At 68.7% G+C, this 14,256-nt stretch carries 17 protein-coding genes; 3 read left to right on the top strand and 14 right to left on the bottom strand.

Features of this window, described 5'->3' with window-relative positions; translation table 11 throughout:
- Positions 1 to 12: 12 nt before the first annotated feature.
- The 9 genes from FAB82_RS09350 to FAB82_RS09310 form a co-directional block, all read right to left on the bottom strand.
- Positions 13 to 543: a hypothetical protein gene (locus FAB82_RS09350; RefSeq protein WP_136534276.1), complete on the bottom strand. Its 531-nt coding sequence runs from the start codon at positions 541 to 543 to the stop codon at positions 13 to 15.
- Between the two features lie 4 nt (positions 544 to 547).
- The gene (locus FAB82_RS09345) at positions 548 to 901 is read right to left on the bottom strand and encodes a hypothetical protein (RefSeq protein WP_136534275.1); all 354 of its coding nucleotides are present in this window, start codon (positions 899 to 901) and stop codon (positions 548 to 550) included.
- A gap of 159 nt (positions 902 to 1,060) precedes the next feature.
- Positions 1,061 to 1,822, bottom strand: coding sequence for a type III pantothenate kinase (locus FAB82_RS09340; RefSeq protein WP_136534274.1), 762 nt, complete (start codon positions 1,820 to 1,822; stop codon positions 1,061 to 1,063).
- 2 nt (positions 1,823 to 1,824) lie between these two features.
- Positions 1,825 to 2,718 (bottom strand): carboxylating nicotinate-nucleotide diphosphorylase, encoded by an 894-nt coding sequence (nadC, locus tag FAB82_RS09335; protein WP_136534273.1) that lies wholly within the window; start codon positions 2,716 to 2,718, stop codon positions 1,825 to 1,827.
- Positions 2,715 to 4,394, bottom strand: a complete 1,680-nt coding sequence (locus FAB82_RS09330) for an L-aspartate oxidase (protein ID WP_136534272.1) — start codon at positions 4,392 to 4,394, stop codon at positions 2,715 to 2,717. The genes nadC and FAB82_RS09330 overlap by 4 nt, the downstream gene beginning before the upstream one ends.
- Positions 4,391 to 5,866, bottom strand: a complete 1,476-nt coding sequence (locus FAB82_RS09325) for a S10 family peptidase (RefSeq protein WP_136534271.1) — start codon at positions 5,864 to 5,866, stop codon at positions 4,391 to 4,393. The genes FAB82_RS09330 and FAB82_RS09325 overlap by 4 nt, the downstream gene beginning before the upstream one ends.
- A gap of 11 nt (positions 5,867 to 5,877) precedes the next feature.
- Positions 5,878 to 6,300 carry an aspartate 1-decarboxylase gene (gene panD, locus FAB82_RS09320; protein ID WP_136534270.1) on the bottom strand — a complete coding sequence of 141 codons (423 nt, stop codon included), beginning with the start codon at positions 6,298 to 6,300 and terminating at the stop codon, positions 5,878 to 5,880.
- Positions 6,293 to 7,138 (bottom strand): pantoate--beta-alanine ligase, encoded by an 846-nt coding sequence (gene panC / locus FAB82_RS09315; RefSeq protein ID WP_136534269.1) that lies wholly within the window; start codon positions 7,136 to 7,138, stop codon positions 6,293 to 6,295. The genes panD and panC overlap by 8 nt, the downstream gene beginning before the upstream one ends.
- Positions 7,135 to 8,049, bottom strand: a complete 915-nt coding sequence (locus FAB82_RS09310) for a Rossmann-like and DUF2520 domain-containing protein (protein WP_136534268.1) — start codon at positions 8,047 to 8,049, stop codon at positions 7,135 to 7,137. The genes panC and FAB82_RS09310 overlap by 4 nt, the downstream gene beginning before the upstream one ends.
- A 157-nt stretch (positions 8,050 to 8,206) precedes the next feature.
- On the opposite strand from FAB82_RS09310, the gene FAB82_RS09305 reads away from it, so the two are divergent.
- Positions 8,207 to 9,106: an SAM-dependent methyltransferase gene (locus FAB82_RS09305; RefSeq protein WP_246039542.1), complete on the top strand. Its 900-nt coding sequence runs from the start codon at positions 8,207 to 8,209 to the stop codon at positions 9,104 to 9,106.
- A gap of 70 nt (positions 9,107 to 9,176) precedes the next feature.
- On the opposite strand, the gene FAB82_RS26995 is transcribed toward FAB82_RS09305, so the two are convergent.
- The 3 genes from FAB82_RS26995 to FAB82_RS09295 all read right to left on the bottom strand — a co-directional run bounded on the left by FAB82_RS26995 (position 9,177) and on the right by FAB82_RS09295 (position 11,256).
- Complete coding sequence (locus tag FAB82_RS26995; protein ID WP_168801509.1) at positions 9,177 to 9,329, bottom strand: hypothetical protein; 153 nt, start codon at positions 9,327 to 9,329, stop codon at positions 9,177 to 9,179.
- 128 nt (positions 9,330 to 9,457) lie between these two features.
- Positions 9,458 to 10,351: a hypothetical protein gene (locus tag FAB82_RS09300; RefSeq protein ID WP_136534266.1), complete on the bottom strand. Its 894-nt coding sequence runs from the start codon at positions 10,349 to 10,351 to the stop codon at positions 9,458 to 9,460.
- A 62-nt stretch (positions 10,352 to 10,413) separates the two neighbouring features.
- Entirely contained in the window at positions 10,414 to 11,256 is an 843-nt protein-coding gene (locus FAB82_RS09295; RefSeq protein WP_136534265.1) for an AraC family transcriptional regulator, read from the bottom strand.
- A 103-nt stretch (positions 11,257 to 11,359) separates the two neighbouring features.
- Here FAB82_RS09295 and FAB82_RS09290 point away from each other — a divergent pair, with 103 nt between their 5' ends.
- Together FAB82_RS09290 and FAB82_RS09285 are read left to right on the top strand one after the other, a co-directional pair.
- Positions 11,360 to 12,016, top strand: a complete 657-nt coding sequence (locus FAB82_RS09290) for an NAD(P)H oxidoreductase (protein ID WP_136534264.1) — start codon at positions 11,360 to 11,362, stop codon at positions 12,014 to 12,016.
- Between the two features lie 80 nt (positions 12,017 to 12,096).
- Positions 12,097 to 12,597 (top strand): anthrone oxygenase family protein, encoded by a 501-nt coding sequence (locus FAB82_RS09285; RefSeq protein ID WP_136534263.1) that lies wholly within the window; start codon positions 12,097 to 12,099, stop codon positions 12,595 to 12,597.
- Between the two features lie 72 nt (positions 12,598 to 12,669).
- On the opposite strand, the gene FAB82_RS09280 is transcribed toward FAB82_RS09285, so the two are convergent.
- Together FAB82_RS09280 and FAB82_RS09275 are read right to left on the bottom strand one after the other, a co-directional pair.
- Positions 12,670 to 12,867, bottom strand: a complete 198-nt coding sequence (locus FAB82_RS09280; RefSeq protein ID WP_136534307.1) for a ferredoxin — start codon at positions 12,865 to 12,867, stop codon at positions 12,670 to 12,672.
- Positions 12,868 to 12,901: 34 nt separating this feature from the next.
- Positions 12,902 to 14,119, bottom strand: a complete 1,218-nt coding sequence (locus FAB82_RS09275; protein ID WP_136534262.1) for a cytochrome P450 — start codon at positions 14,117 to 14,119, stop codon at positions 12,902 to 12,904.
- Positions 14,120 to 14,256: the final 137 nt, after the last annotated feature.

Below are 14,256 nucleotides of genomic sequence, written 5' to 3'. Positions count from 1 at the left end.
GGGGTCCTTCCGTTACTTGGGGATCTGGGAGATGGCGGCACGGAGCATCCCGTAGGCGACGGTGTCCTGGTCGATCAGGGTGGTGTACATCGAGCCGAGAGCATCGGTGAACACCGCCGCTCCGGCCTGGTACGCGGCCAGGATCGCAGGAGCTTCCGGACCAGCTGATGAGACCAGCGACCACTGGCCGGGGCCGAGGATCACCATCGGCGTCGGCAGGACCATGTAGCCGATCCCCTCGGCCACTTGCTTGGTGGTCTTCAACGCCATCTGCGTCGCCGCCAAGATCGTGCCCATCGACTCAAGGCCCGCCGCTGCCGTCAACAGCGCCGCATCACTGCGGGCCACTACCGACCCGACCTCCCCTGCGTGCCCCACGAGACCCTGGTAGTCGTTGCCCTGCCACGAGGTGGCAAGGCCGGCAACGGACTCGGCGAACTTGACTCCTGTCTCGGTCAGTTCCCCCACGGCCTGTACCACCGACTCGCCGAGCGTCAGGAATTGCGACGGATCGGCGTCGATCGCCTGCTGAAACGTCGGCATCCGATCAGTTCCCCACCGACCGCCAAGCAGGAATGGTCGGCACCCTGAAGCGGCGTAGCTCCCATGCCCAGGTCTTGAAGTCGTTCGCGCATTCCTCGTCGGCCATGTCCCAGTTATCGGCGATGTCGCCGACGAGCGTGCTCACATCCCCCAGGTAGTTGGAGAAGTGGCTCAATAGGGTCTCGAAGCTCTCGGCGAGTTCCTCGGCACCGTCCGCGCACTTGAACCCCCGGTTGGAGCGATCCGCCTCTCTTGCGTCCCGCACCATCTTGTCCGGCAGATTCTTCGCGTCCGAGGAGTACTGCTTCATCTTCTGGGCCGCGCTGCGCAACTGCGCGCTCTCCACAAAAACCAGCATGGACTGCCTCCCAAGGGGGTAGAGGACCTCTGCGACAAGTTATCAACAGCGCGCCAGATCTTCTCGGCGCAATCCGGGCGCATCGATCGGGTTGCAGGGGAGCAGAAGCCCACCGATGAAGCAACTGGCTCGCCTGAACGAGGTCCAGGAGACAGCGGGTCAGACGTTGCGGTCGAAGATCATTCGTAGGCCGTGCAAGGTCAGGTTCGGCTCGTAGTGGGTGATCGTTTCGCACTGTTCGATCACGACCGGGGCGAGGCCGCCGGTGGCGACCACCGCTGTCGTCTCCTGGCCCAGCTCCGCCATGATGCGGCGGACCAGGCCGTCGACTTGGGCGGCCGTGCCGTAGACCATGCCCGACTGGAGGCACTCGACGGTGTTCTTGCCGATCACGCTGCGCGGCTTGACCAGTGGGATCTTGAGGAGGTTGGCCGCGCGGGAGGCCAGGGCGTCGATCGAGATCTCGATTCCCGGGGCGAACGCGCCTCCCAGGAAGTCGCCGGTCTCCGAGATCACGTCGATGTTCGTCGACGTTCCGAAGTCCACTGTGATGCACGGGCCACCGTAGAGGTTGAACGCCGCGTAGGTGTTCGCGATCCGGTCCGGGCCTGCCTCGCGCGGGTTGTCGATCATCAGCCGGACCCCGGTCCGCACTCCCGGGCCGAGCACCACCAATCGCGCGTGCGGGTAGTACCGCTGGGCCATCTTGGCGACCTCGGCGCCCTGTTGCGGGACCGTGGAGGACAACGCGATCCCGGTCAGGTTCACGCCGTCGCCGTCGAGGAGCGCCCGGAACGTCAAGCCCAGTTCGTCGGCGGTCGCGTGCGGGTCGGTGCGAATGCGCCACGAGTGCTTGAGGCTCTCACCCTCGAAGACCGCGAGCACGGTGTTGGTATTGCCGATGTCTGCGCACAGCAGCACGGTCACTCCTCGAAGTCGAGTCCGATGTCCAGAATGGGCGAGGAGTGGGTGAGGGCGCCGACCGAGATGAAGTCGACCCCGGAGGCGGCGTATTCGACCGCGGTGTCGAGCGTGATCCGGCCGGTGGCCTCCAGTTCGGCGCGGTCCCCGACCGCGTCGACGACCTCCCCGAGTTCCTTGGGGCTCATGTTGTCGCACAGCAGGAAGGTCGCGCCGACGGCCACGGCCTCGACCGCCTCGTCCAGCGTTTCCACCTCGACCTGGATGTCGATCTCCGGCTCGGCCGACCGCACGGCGCGGAAGGCCTCGGTGATCGACCCGGCCGCCTCCTTGTGGTTGTCCTTGATCATGGCGACGTCGTACAGGCCCATCCGCTTATTGCCGCCGCCGCCGGTGCGCACCGCGTACTTCTCCAGCGCGCGCATCCCCGGCGTGGTCTTGCGGGTGTCGAGCACCGTGGTGGGCCAGTCGGCCAGGACGTCGGCGAAGCGGCGGGTGTGGGTGGCGACCCCGCACATGCGGCACAGCAGGTTCAGCGCGGTCCGCTCGGCGGCCAACAGGTCGCGGGTGCGGCCTGAGACGCGGGCGAGCACCTGGCCGGCGCGGATGCGGGCGCCTTCCTTTGCGAGATAGGTGAACTCGGTCGGGCCTGGCATCGCGTGGAAGACGGCGTGGGCGACGGGCAGGCCGGCCAGCAGTCCGTCGGAGCGGGCGGTGACGGCCACGATCGAGGAGTGGTTGGGGTCGAAGATCGATTCCGACGTGAGGTCGCGTCGGGCGTGGGAGAGGTCCTCGTCCAGGTAGTCCTGGATGTCGACGTACACGTCCTCGGGGTCGAGGCCGCAGGCGATCAGGCGTTCGTCCAGTCCGGACTTGTCGAATCTGGCGGCGCTCATACGGACTCCCAGGTGGTCTCAAGTGCCCCGTCGGGGCTGATGGACAGGTGGAGATGGCCGAGCCAGTCGTCGGAGGCCCCGGGGTGGTCCTCTCTCCAGTGGCTGCCGCGGGTCTCACGGCGGCTGTAGGCGGCGGCGGTGACGGCGGTCGCGACGGTCAGCAGGTTCGTGGCCTCCCATGTGGCCGGGCGCGGACGTCCGGACACATTGTCCCCCAACGCCGTCAGCGCTTCGGCGGTGGCTTCGAGACTGGCCGCGGAGCGCAGGACGCCGGCGCCGGCGGACATGGCCTGCTGAAGCGGGGCGCGCGAGGTGGTCGAGCAGACCCAGCCTTCGCCTTCGGGCGCTTCGGGAGTGCCGGGGCTGGGCTTGCGCTCGGCAAGGTCGTCGGCGATGCGGCGGGTGAAGACGAGCGCTTCGAGCAGGGAGTTCGACGCGAGCCGGTTGGCGCCGTGGAGACCGGTGCAGGCGGCCTCGCCGGCGGCGTACAGGCCGGGAACGGTGGTGCGGCCGTGCAGGTCGGTGCGGACGCCGCCGGAGGCGTAGTGCGCGGCGGGCGCTACGGGGATGAGGTCGGTGACGGGGTCGATCCCGAGGGCGCGGCAGGAGCCGGTGACGGTCGGGAACCGCTCTTCGAGCATGGTGCGCCCCAGGTGGCGGGCGTCGAGCCATACGTGGGGCTGGCCCTCGGCCCGCATGCGGGCGGTGGCGGCCTTGGCGACGACGTCGCGGGGCGCCAGCTCAGCGAGCTCGTGGAGGCCGACCATGAAGCGCTCGCCGGAATGATCGAGAAGGTGGGCTCCCTCGCCGCGTATCGCTTCAGTCACCAAGGGTTGTCGGTCCCCCTCGGTACCGTCGGGGAGGAGGCCGTGGTCCTTTCCGACGTAGAGAGTCGTCGGGTGGAACTGGACGAACTCGAGATCGGTGACGGTGGCCCCGGCCCTCATTGCGAGGGCCACACCGTCGCCAATGGACACTGAAGGGTTGGTGGTCGACTGGAAGATCTGGCCCATGCCGCCGGTGGCGAGCACCACCGCGCGGGCCTCGACACCGCCGACGCCATGCTCGACGCCCTCGCCGAGGATGTGGAGACTGACGCCGGCCGCGTGCCCTGAGGCATCGGTGAGCAGGTCGAGGACCATCGCGTTCTCGATGATGCGGATCCACGGGTCGCGCAGGACCGCCTGGTGGAGGGCGCGCTGGATCTCGGCTCCGGTCGCGTCGCCGCCCGCGTGGACGATCCGCCTGGCCCGGTGCCCGCCCTCGCGGGTGAGCTGGAGCGAGCCGTCGGCGTACCGGTCGAACCTGGCGCCGGTGTGGATGAGGTCCGCGATGCGGTCGGGGCCCTCGGTGACGGTCACTTCGACCGCCGCCGGGTCGCACAGGCCGACGCCCGCGATCTGGGTGTCCCTGGCGTGCGCGGCAGGACTGTCGTGCGGGTCGAGCACCGCGGCCACGCCGCCCTGCGCCCACCTCGTGGAGCCGTCGTCGATGTGCACCTTGGTGACCACGGTGACGTGGAATCCGGCATCGCGGAGGTTGAGGGCGCAGGTGAGGCCCGCGACCCCGGAGCCGATGACGCACACGTCGGTGGTCTCGGTCCAGGACGGGGCGTCGGCCCGCAGCCGCCGCGGCAGGCGCGGCAGCTGGGGCAGCGGCGTGACCGGCGGTGTCACCGGTTCGACGCCCTGGCGATGAAGTCGGCCAAGTCGGCGGACTGCTGGACACGCGAGGGACCGTGGACGTACATCATGTGGCCCGTCGGGTACTCGCGAGTCTCGATGCGCTCACGCGCTTCGAGCGGGATCTCCAGGTGGTCGAGGGTGTACTCGATCGCCTCGATCGGGACGCCGCCGTCGTAGCGGCCCATGGCCACGTGCACCTTGAGCTCGGGGTTGACGCGCATCGCGTTGGCGAGCTTGTCGATGACGTCGACCGCTTCGCCCTCGAACTCCTTGTAGGACCACGGGTGGACCGTGCGCGACAGGGTCTCGTAGACCGAGTCGTTGTCGTATTCGAGCTCGGTGCGCAGGTAGTACTGGAGCGCCGCCGTGTACGGGCCGTCGATCGCCGACAGGAACGGGTCGAACGGCATCCGCTCGTGCGTGTAGTTGTCGGCCGGGCCGGTGAAGCGGGTGTCGAGTCGGCCGGTCACGAGCTTCTTGTGGCGCTGGAGCTCCGCGTAGTAGCGGGTGTGCTCCAGGCGCAGGTTGGCGTTGTCGACGTAGGCCTCGCTGACCCCGGCGAGCGAGGCGACCTTGGCGACGGCCGCGGCCCGCTCCTCGGCGGTGAGGTTCTGGCCCTTGGCGAGCACCGCGCGGTACTCGTCGGCGTACTCGCGGGCCTCGGTCACGACCTCTTCGAGGCTGCGTCCGTCGTGGAGCCCGTGGTAGTGGGCGGTGGCCGCGTACGTCGGCAGGAACAGCGCGTTCGGCAGGTCCGAGCGCTTGGAGTGGTAGAGCGTCTCCATGTTGAACGCCGGGGCGAGGAACATGACGCCGTTGAGGAACAGGCCGTAACGGGTCTGGAGGTGCTCGGCCAGGCCGGCGCCGCGGGTGCCGCCGTAGGACTCGCCGATGAGGAACTTCGGCGACAGCCAGCGGTTATTGCGGGTCGTCCACAGCCGGATGATCTCGCCGACGGACTCGATGTCGCCGGTGAAGCCGTGGTAGTCCTTCGCCTTCTCGCCCTCGACGGCCCGGGAGTAGCCGGTCGAGACCGGGTCGATGAACACCAGGTCGGTGTGGCGCAGCAGCGACTCCTCGTTGTCGAGCAGCCCGTAGGGAGGCGGGGTGAGCTCGCCGACGTCGCCCGAGTCGGCCCGGCGGGGACCGAGCAGGCCCAGGTGGAGCCAGATCGAGGACGATCCGGGGCCGCCGTTGAACGCGAACGTCACCGGCCGCTGCGTGACGTCGGTGCCATTGAGCGTGTAGTAGGTGATCGATACTTCGGCCTTCGGCTTGCGGCCGTTGTACTTCTCTTCCTCGGTCACTTCCTCGCGCAGGACGATCCGCCCCGTCGTCGCGGAATATGACAGGTCCCCAAGGGTGTGATGGGTCGTCTTGAGGTCGTCGGTCGGCTCGGGCTTGTCGCTCTTGGCGTCCTGCTTCGCCTCGTCCGCGGTCTCGGTCTGCTTTTCTTCGGTCATGGTCAAGAAACTTACCGCTCGGCTAGTGGCGATGCCACCGCGTTGCCGGCCGTCCCGGGAGCCGGGTGGGCCTTGTCCGCGTTGACCTCGATGATCGAATTGCGCTCGTCCACATGAACGACGCGCGGCACGAACTTGTGCGCCTCGTCGTCCTCCATCTGCGCGTAAGTGATGAGGATGACCAGGTCGCCGGGATTGACCAGGTGGGCCGCGGCGCCATTGATCCCGATCACGCCGCTGCCGCGCTCGCCGGCGATCGTGTACGTCTCCAGCCGCGCGCCGTTCGTGATGTCCACGATCGCTACGAGCTCGCCGTCGAGGATGTCGGCGGCGTCCAACAGGTCCGCGTCGACCGTGACCGAGCCGACATAGTGCAGGTCGGCCTGGGTGACGGTGGCGCGGTGGATCTTGGACTTGAACATGGTCCTAAGCATCGGGATCTCCGATCTTCCGGGGCTCTATGACGACGGGGGCGTTGTCGATCAGGCGGGTGGTGCCCGCCTTGGCGGCGATGAGGAGACGGGCGGGACCCGACTCGGGGGCTTCGCCGAGGTCATTCCCGCGGACGGCGATGTAATCGACGTCCAGGCCCGGCTCGGCACCGAGAATCCGCTCGGCGGCGGCCAGCGGATCGGGCGAGGCCTGCGCCGCGCGAATGGCGTGCGGAATCGCCAGCGCGGCGGCCCGCTCGGCCTCGGACAGGTAGATGTTGCGGCTGGACCGGGCCAGCCCGTCGTCCTCGCGGTCGGTCTCGACGGCCAGGACCTCGATGCCCATGTCGAGATCGCGGACCATCCGGCGGACCATCGCGAGCTGCTGGAAGTCCTTCTCGCCGAAGCAGGCGAAGTCCGGCTTCGTCAGGTGGAACAGCTTGGAGACGACGGTGAGCACGCCGGTGAAGAACCCGGGCCGGGAGGCGCCTTCGAGGATCTCGCCGTCGGGGCCGGCGTGCACCGAGGTGAGGCCTTCGCGTCCGTCGGGGTACATCTCGTTCACGCTGGGCGCGAAGACGACGTCGACGCCTTCGGCCTCGCACATCCGCACGTCGGCGTCGAGGGTGCGCGGGTACTTGTCGAGGTCCTCGTGCGGCCGGAACTGGAGCGGGTTGACGAAGACCGTGACGATGACGGCGTCGGCGGCCGCCTTGGCGCGCCCCAGGTTCGCGCGGTGGCCGTCGTGCAGGGCGCCCATCGTGGGTACGACGGCGACCGTGCCGGACAGGGCGGCGCGGGCCTTCGCGAGATCCGCTTTGGTGTGGACAACGGTTGTCACGGGGTCTCCTCCTCGGGGTGGGCGCTTCTGCGCTCGGAGAGAACGTCGAGCAGTCCTTCGGCGTCCGCGGGCTTGAGGCGGCCCGAATCGAGGGCGCGTTCGGCGGTGCGGCGGGCCAGAGCGCGGTAGGTGTCCTCGATGCCGGTGCCCGCGAGGGCGCCGAGGTGGGCCGCGACGGTGCCGGCGTCGCCGCGCGAGACCGGGCCGGTGAGTCCGGCGTCGCCGTGGCGCAGCGCATTGTCGAGCGAGGCGGACACGAGCGGGGCCAGCAGCCGCTGGGGTTCGTTCACGCCGATGGCGCGCAGCTGGTCGGCCGCGTCATTGACGAGGGTCATCAAATGGTTGGCGGCGTAGACGAGTGCGGCGTGGTAGCGGGCGCGGTCGGCCTCGTCGATGTGCTCGGGCTCGCCGCCCATTTCGAGGACGAGGGCCTCGCCGACATAGCGGGACTCGGCCTCGCCCGTGATGGCCCAGGAGATCCCGGCGAGCCGTTCGAGGTCTTCGGCGCGTCCGGTGAAGGTCATGACGGGGGCGAGCGCGATGGTGAGGGCGCCGGCGTCCCGGGCGGGGGCCAGCGCGGCGGCGCCGAGGGCACCGGAGGTGTGGGCCCAAATCTGTCCGGGCCGGACGGGCAGGGAGGCGACCAGGGGCGCGATGGCGTCGTCGGGGACGGCGATGAGGAGGAGATCGGCCGCCGCGGCGACCTGGTGGGGAGACAGGATCTCGGCCGCGGGCAGGTGGCGGGCGGCGCGTTCGAGGGAGGCGTCGGATACGGCGCTGGCGGCGACGACGCGGTGGCCCGCGCGTTCGAGGGCCGCTCCGACGACGGAGCCGACACGTCCGGCCGAGACCACGCCGACGGCGAGTCGGGAGGCGGGCCTGGGAGAGGCGGCGCGGTACTGCTGTTCCATCTGTTTGATCCAGTCCTGTGGGAGGTACCGGTCATTGCTTACGGGTTAATTGTGCTTCGCCAGTCTGCCAACGCCAGCCCGGGAGGCTCCAAGTGGCAAGTCTCACTCAAGGTCTAGGGTCGGTGACATGCCCGGGTTCGAGCGCTGGAGGCGTGCGATGACGCGGTCCCTTTACGGGCCCGGCGGCTTCTATCGCCGCGAAGTCCCCGCCCATCACTTTTCGACCAGTGCGCAGACCTCGACGTTCGCCGATGCGATCGCGCGGTTGGCCGGGGAGGTCGATGAGGCGCTGGGCAGTCCCGAAATCTTCGACGTGGTCGACGTCGGCGCGGGCGACGGCGAGCTGCTGACGCATCTGGCGGGCCTATTGGACGAGCGGGCGCGCCTGGTCGCGGTCGAGCTGCGGCCGCGCCCGGCGGGCCTTCCGGAGCGGATCGAGTGGCGGGCGGAGATCCCCAGCGGCGTGCGGGGGCTCTTGGTCGCGTGCGAACTGCTCGACAATGTGCCGTGCGACGTGGCGGTGGTCGATCCGGAGGGCCGGGTCCGCTACGAGGAGGCCGACGAGCTCGGCGAGACGCGCTTGGGCGAGGAGATCGACGACGCGGACGCGAAGTGGCTCGCCGAATGGTGGCCGCTGCGCGAGCCGGGACGGCGCGCCGAGCTGGGTGCGCCCCGGGAGGCCATGTGGCGCAGGCTGAATGACGCCGTGACGGCCGGTTCGGCGCTGGCGATCGACTACGGGCACACCGGGGAGACCCGGCCCCCGGCCGGGACGCTGGCGGCGTTCCGCGACGGCCGGCCGGTCCGGCCGGTTCCGGATGGCAACTGCGATATCACCGCGCATGTCGCGGTGGACGCGCTCGGCTGCGACCAACTTCAGACGCAGCGGAAGGCCTTGCGGGCCTTGGGACTGAAGACGGAGCGGCCGCCGCTGAGCCAGGCCTACCGGGACCCGACCGGTTACGCGATGGCCTTGGCGAAGGCGACGGCGGCGACCCGCCTCACCGATCCGGGGGGCCTGGGCGCCCACTGGTGGATGCTGTCCTCTCGTCCATAGGGCGTTTCCGGCTCGGCTCCAGTCCCGCTTCGGCGCGAGACGGCGGCCCGGGCCACGGAGCCGGGCCTGGTCAGGCGCATTGATCGCAGTGGACGTCGTCGACCGGTTCGCCGGCGGCCAGATCCTCGAGCCAGTCGATCAGCCGGACGTCGTCTACTTCGATCTCGTAGAAGTCGTCGTATTCGTCCTTTCGGTGCGGCCGGGCGGGACCCGACCCGGCCATCACACCGAACGGCGCGTTGCGCGGGTGTAAACGGAAACGGCAATGCCGCGGCAATACCGGACGTGCCGCTGTCGCATCGCGATCATTCGACCCGTCAGGGCAGGGAGCCCACTGGTGGATGGTCTCGGCTATTCACTGAAGAGGTCGGCGGCGTTGCTCGCGGTCGGCGCGCGCAACAGCCATCGCCTCAGCAGTTCCCGGTCGGTGCAGTTCATGATCCGATCCCGATCGGCACGGCCGATCGGAACCCCTCGATCGTCGAGGAATGCCAGGACCGCTTCGGCCACTCCCTCGACACGGCCTTCTTCACGACCCTCTTCTCGGCCCTCTTCTCGGCCCTCGCGCCGGGCTTCTGAGACGTATCCGTACTTCATGGTCTTCATTATCTTCCTCCAGGTGTCTTGCACACAACCTTTGCCGAGACCACCTTCGGTGAACTCGTACCAGTAGGTCGCGGTCTCGGGTTCAAGGGAGTCAAGCGCGTCGGCGAGCGGCCGCATCGCCTTTTCGACGTCGGGATCGAGTCGATGCGAAATGAGCGCGAGGACGGTGAACACCACGTCCTCGGCTGCTTGTTCGGGGTCGGTGACGAACGGCATGTTGTCCGGCCCGCACACATACGGGAAGACTCGCATGGACGGCCGTTCAGGCGGGCCGAGCGTCAGCGGTCCCCGCGCCCACCGGGCGGTGCCCTCCTTCGGCGTCAGGACCAGCAGCGTGGCCGGAATCTCGTACTTGTTCTCCAGGAAGCTGAGGTAGTAGGCCCAGCCGCGGACCTTCACCTCCTTCGCCTCGGTCTGCGGCTCGATGACCAGCAGGCGGCTTCCCGCCGCGGTCTCGGCCAGGAGGATGGTGTCGACACGCCGCTCGATCGCCTCGGTCGTCGTCAGGTCGGTATCGAGCACGCTGACCTCCTCGATCACCGGGAAGTCGGTGTCGAGTACTCGTCGCAACGTGCGGGTGAACAGGCCCGGGTCTTCGCGGAAGATGCGGTGCAGCGCTTCATGGGGAGTCTTCGCCATACCTTCAGCGTAGGAACAACGTCTCCCGTTTCAGCGCAAGCGATTCGCGTGTCGTTTGTCGCTTATCCGACAAGTGCCTCGGTCGTCTCATCCCTGCGGAACTCGGTGGGGCTCATGCCCTTGCGGCGCTTGAACGCATTGCTGAAGCCGAACGCGTCGGCGTAGCCGACCGAGCGGGCCACCTGCGCCACAGTGCGTTCGGGATCGGCCAGCAACTCCTCCGCCATCTCCATCCGCCAATTGGTCAAATAGGACAGCGGCGGTTCGCCCATGACCTCGTTGAAGCGCTTGGCGATCAATGCCCTCGACACCCCGGCCTCGGCGGCCAGCGCGTTCACCGTCCACGGCTCGGCGGGCCGGCCGTGGATCGCCTCGAGCGCCGGGCCGACCACCGGGTCGGTGAAGCCGCGGTACCAGCCGGGGGCGGAGGCGCCCTCGCGGTCGAACCAGGTGCGCAGCGTGCACACCAGGCCCCAGTCGAAGAGCCGGTCCACCAGGGCCTGCGTCCCCGGTATCCGCGAGGCCGCATCGCGGGTCGCGGACTGGAGCAGGGTGCAGACCTCCTCGTTCTCGTCGATGACGACCAGGTTCGGCAGGACTCGCAGCAGCGCCTCGTGGCGCCGACCGGTGGTCCGGTAGGAACCGAAATACGCCAGGGTCGGCCCGGGGGCGTTGTCCACGAAGCGGATCGGACCGCGGTCGGGGAAGATCGCGGTCTGTTTGCCGGCGATGTCGGCCTCCCCGCCGTCACCGAACAGGATCTTGACGCCGCCGTGCACCACCGTGAGCATGGTCAGCGGCGCGGCATCGTCGCAGCGGATGAGCCAGGGCGGCTCCATCTCCTCATTGCACAGTTCGGAGCCTTCGGCGCGAATGCCGCTCAAGAGGGAACTCAACGGGTCCATACCACAAGCGTAGACGATCACGCATGGAATCAAGACCCTCGCCCATAGACCGTCCACGGTTTCGGCGCTGTACTGGACATACCGAAACCGCAAGGAGAACACCATGAACGCCCGCCCCACCGCACTCGTCGTCATCGCCCACCACCGGGCCGACTCGCTCACCGCCCACATCGCGGCCCGGACCGCGACCCGGCTCGAATCGGCCGGATACCGCGTCGACCGGCTCGACCTGCGCGCCGAGGACTACGACCCGCGCATGACCGCCGCCGACCAACCCGACTGGGGCGACCGCGACAAGGTCTACTCCGACCAGACCGAGGCGCACATGCGCCGCATCATCGAAGCCGACGTCATCATCCCCGTCTTCCCCGTCTACTGGATGAGCGTCCCCGCCATCCTCAAAGGCTGGATCGACCGGGTGTGGAACTACGGATTCGCCTACGGGCGAAGCAAACCCAAACTCGCCGGGAAGCGCATGCTGTGGCTGGGCCTGGCCGGCGCCGAAAAGGACGACACCACCGCGCCGCTCATGAAGCAGACCCTGGAGATGAACCTGCGCGACGGCATCTCCTACTACACCGGGATCGCCGAGGCCGCCGTCGAGCTGCTGTACGACACCGAGGGCGAACCGCAGCGCGTCGACGAGCACGGCAACTTCACCAAGGGCGAGGCGCTGGCCGGAGCCGAGCGCGAATCCCACTACGCCGCGCTGGACCGGGAGGCGGTCGGATACGTGGAGAAGTTCCTGTCCCTGACCTGACCCTGGGAACGCACGCTAACGTCCACACAGGGCGGCCTTCTTCAGGCTGGCCCGACCCACACGGGAAGGAACCGACCCCTATGAAACTCCTGCAACTCCTCGCGCTCCTCGCCGCGACCATCAGCGTCGGCCTCATGGCCGGGCTGTTCACCGCCTTCTCCTACGCCGTCATGCCCGGCCTGAAGATCCTCGACGACCGGCCGTGGATCGCGGCGATGCAGCACATCAACAAGGTGATCCTCAACGGCTGGTTCATGACCGCATTCCTGGGCGCCGTCGGCTTCACTGGCATCGCGGTGGTCCTGTACTGGATCTCGGGCCCGCGCCAGGCACTGCCGTGGATCATTGTCGGCCTGGTCCTGGCACTGGTGATGTTCATCGGCACCATCGCCGTGAACGTCCCGCTCAACGACCAACTGATGGCCGCGGGCGACCCGAGCCGGATCACCGACCCCGCCTCGCTGCGCGCCGCCGTCGAATCCAAGTGGATCGCCTGGAACACGGTCCGCGGCGTGGCCGCGCTCGGCTCTCTCATCGCGCTGGCCTGGGCCCTGGTGGTCCACGGCCGCAATGCGGGCTGACGCCTCGACACCGGAACCGCCGGGCGGTCGGGAACTCCCGACCGCCCAGTAGTTCGTCCGTTTCGAGCGGCGCTAGTCCCGTTCCACGCTCAGCGCCCCCGAGGGACACAGCTGAACGGCCTCTTCGGCCGCCTCGATCGACTCGGGCCCCGGCACTTCGGTCAGCAGCACCACGCGGCCCTCTCTCTCGTCCTGGTCGAAGACATCCGGGGCGGTCAGCGCGCACATGCCCGCGCCGATGCACACCTCCCGATCGGCGATGAGCCTCATCATTCCTCCCTTATGGATTCGGTCGTCTCCGGTTCTACCACGTCACTGGCAGCTCGCCGACCCCGTAGAAGTTCTGGTCGGTGCGCAGCGGGACCTCGTCGGCGGGGACTGCAAGGCGCAGGTCCGGGAAGCGCGCGATGAGCCGCGAGAACGCGATCCGCATCTCGATGCGCGCCAGCTGCTGGCCCAGACACTGGTGCACCCCGTGTCCGAAGGTCAAGTGTCCCTTGGCGTCCCCGGTCACGTCGAGCTGGTCGGGCTCGATGAAGTGCGCCTCGTCGCGGTTGGCCGTCTGCACGGACACCGTGACGCACTCGCCGGCCTTGATCTGGTGCCCCTCGAACTCGAAATCGGTCTTGACCTGGCGGATGATGCCGGTGTGGATGATCGTGAGGTACCGCAGCAGCTCCTCCACGCCCCCGGCCATGAGCTCGGGCCGCTCCCGCAGCAGGTCCCATTGGTCGCGGTTCTCCAAGAGCGCCATGGTTCCCAGGGCGATCATCTTCGCGGTCGTCTCGTGCCCGGCGATCAGCAGCAGCATCGCCATCCCGGCGACCTCCGCGTCGTCCAGCTCGGTGTCGGCGGCCAGATCGCTGAGCAGGTCGTCGGCCGGTTCCGCCCGTTTGGCCACGGACAGTTCCGTAATGAAGGCGTAGAGCCGCCCGAACGCGGCCTCCTTCGCCTCGGCGCCCCCGTCCATGGTGAAGATCGTGGCCGTGTCCGCCTCGAAGCGGTCGCGCTGGTCGTACGGCACGCCGAGCAGCTCGCAGATCATGAGCGAGGGCACCGGCAGGGCGAACTCCCGGACCAGATCGACGGGATTGGGTCCTGCGGCGAGCGCGTCGAGTCGTTCCTCCACGAACTGCTCGATGCGCGGTTCGAGCTGCTTCATGCGCCTGACGGTGAAGACGCCGGTGAGCTTGCGGCGCAGGCGGGTGTGGTCCGGCGGGTCCATCTCGATGAACATGCCCGGCGTCACCGGGAAGTCGCCCTCGAAGTCTGCGTAGGCCTCCAGGCCCGCCATGGGGACCGGCGCCTGGGCCGGGCCGCCCATCCGCGAGCTGAAACGGGTGTCGGCCAGGACCTTGCGGGCCAGGCGGTGGCTGGTGACGAGCCAGCCCAGGTGGCCGCTCGGGTAGTAGGTCATGCGGCGCATCTCGGCCCCGCGGTGGAGGGCCATGACGGCGGCGGGCGGGTCGAAGGGGGTCTCGCGGTCGAGCGGGATGCCGTGGGGGATATCGGTATCGGTCATCGGAGTCTCCTCGGTGATGTGGTGTTCGGCGCCGCGGCGCCCATCTACGTATATTTACCTTATACGTATATCGGCGAGTGCGCAAGCCCGAGGCTTCCCGCTGCGGTCTCGGCCCCAGGGCCACAACCGCCTCTCGC

The sequence above is a fragment of the Glycomyces buryatensis genome (assembly GCF_004912275.1).
In the GTDB taxonomy this organism is placed as follows: Bacteria; Actinomycetota; Actinomycetes; order Mycobacteriales; family Micromonosporaceae; genus Glycomyces; species Glycomyces buryatensis.
This window is presented reverse-complemented; position numbering and strand designations above follow the sequence as displayed.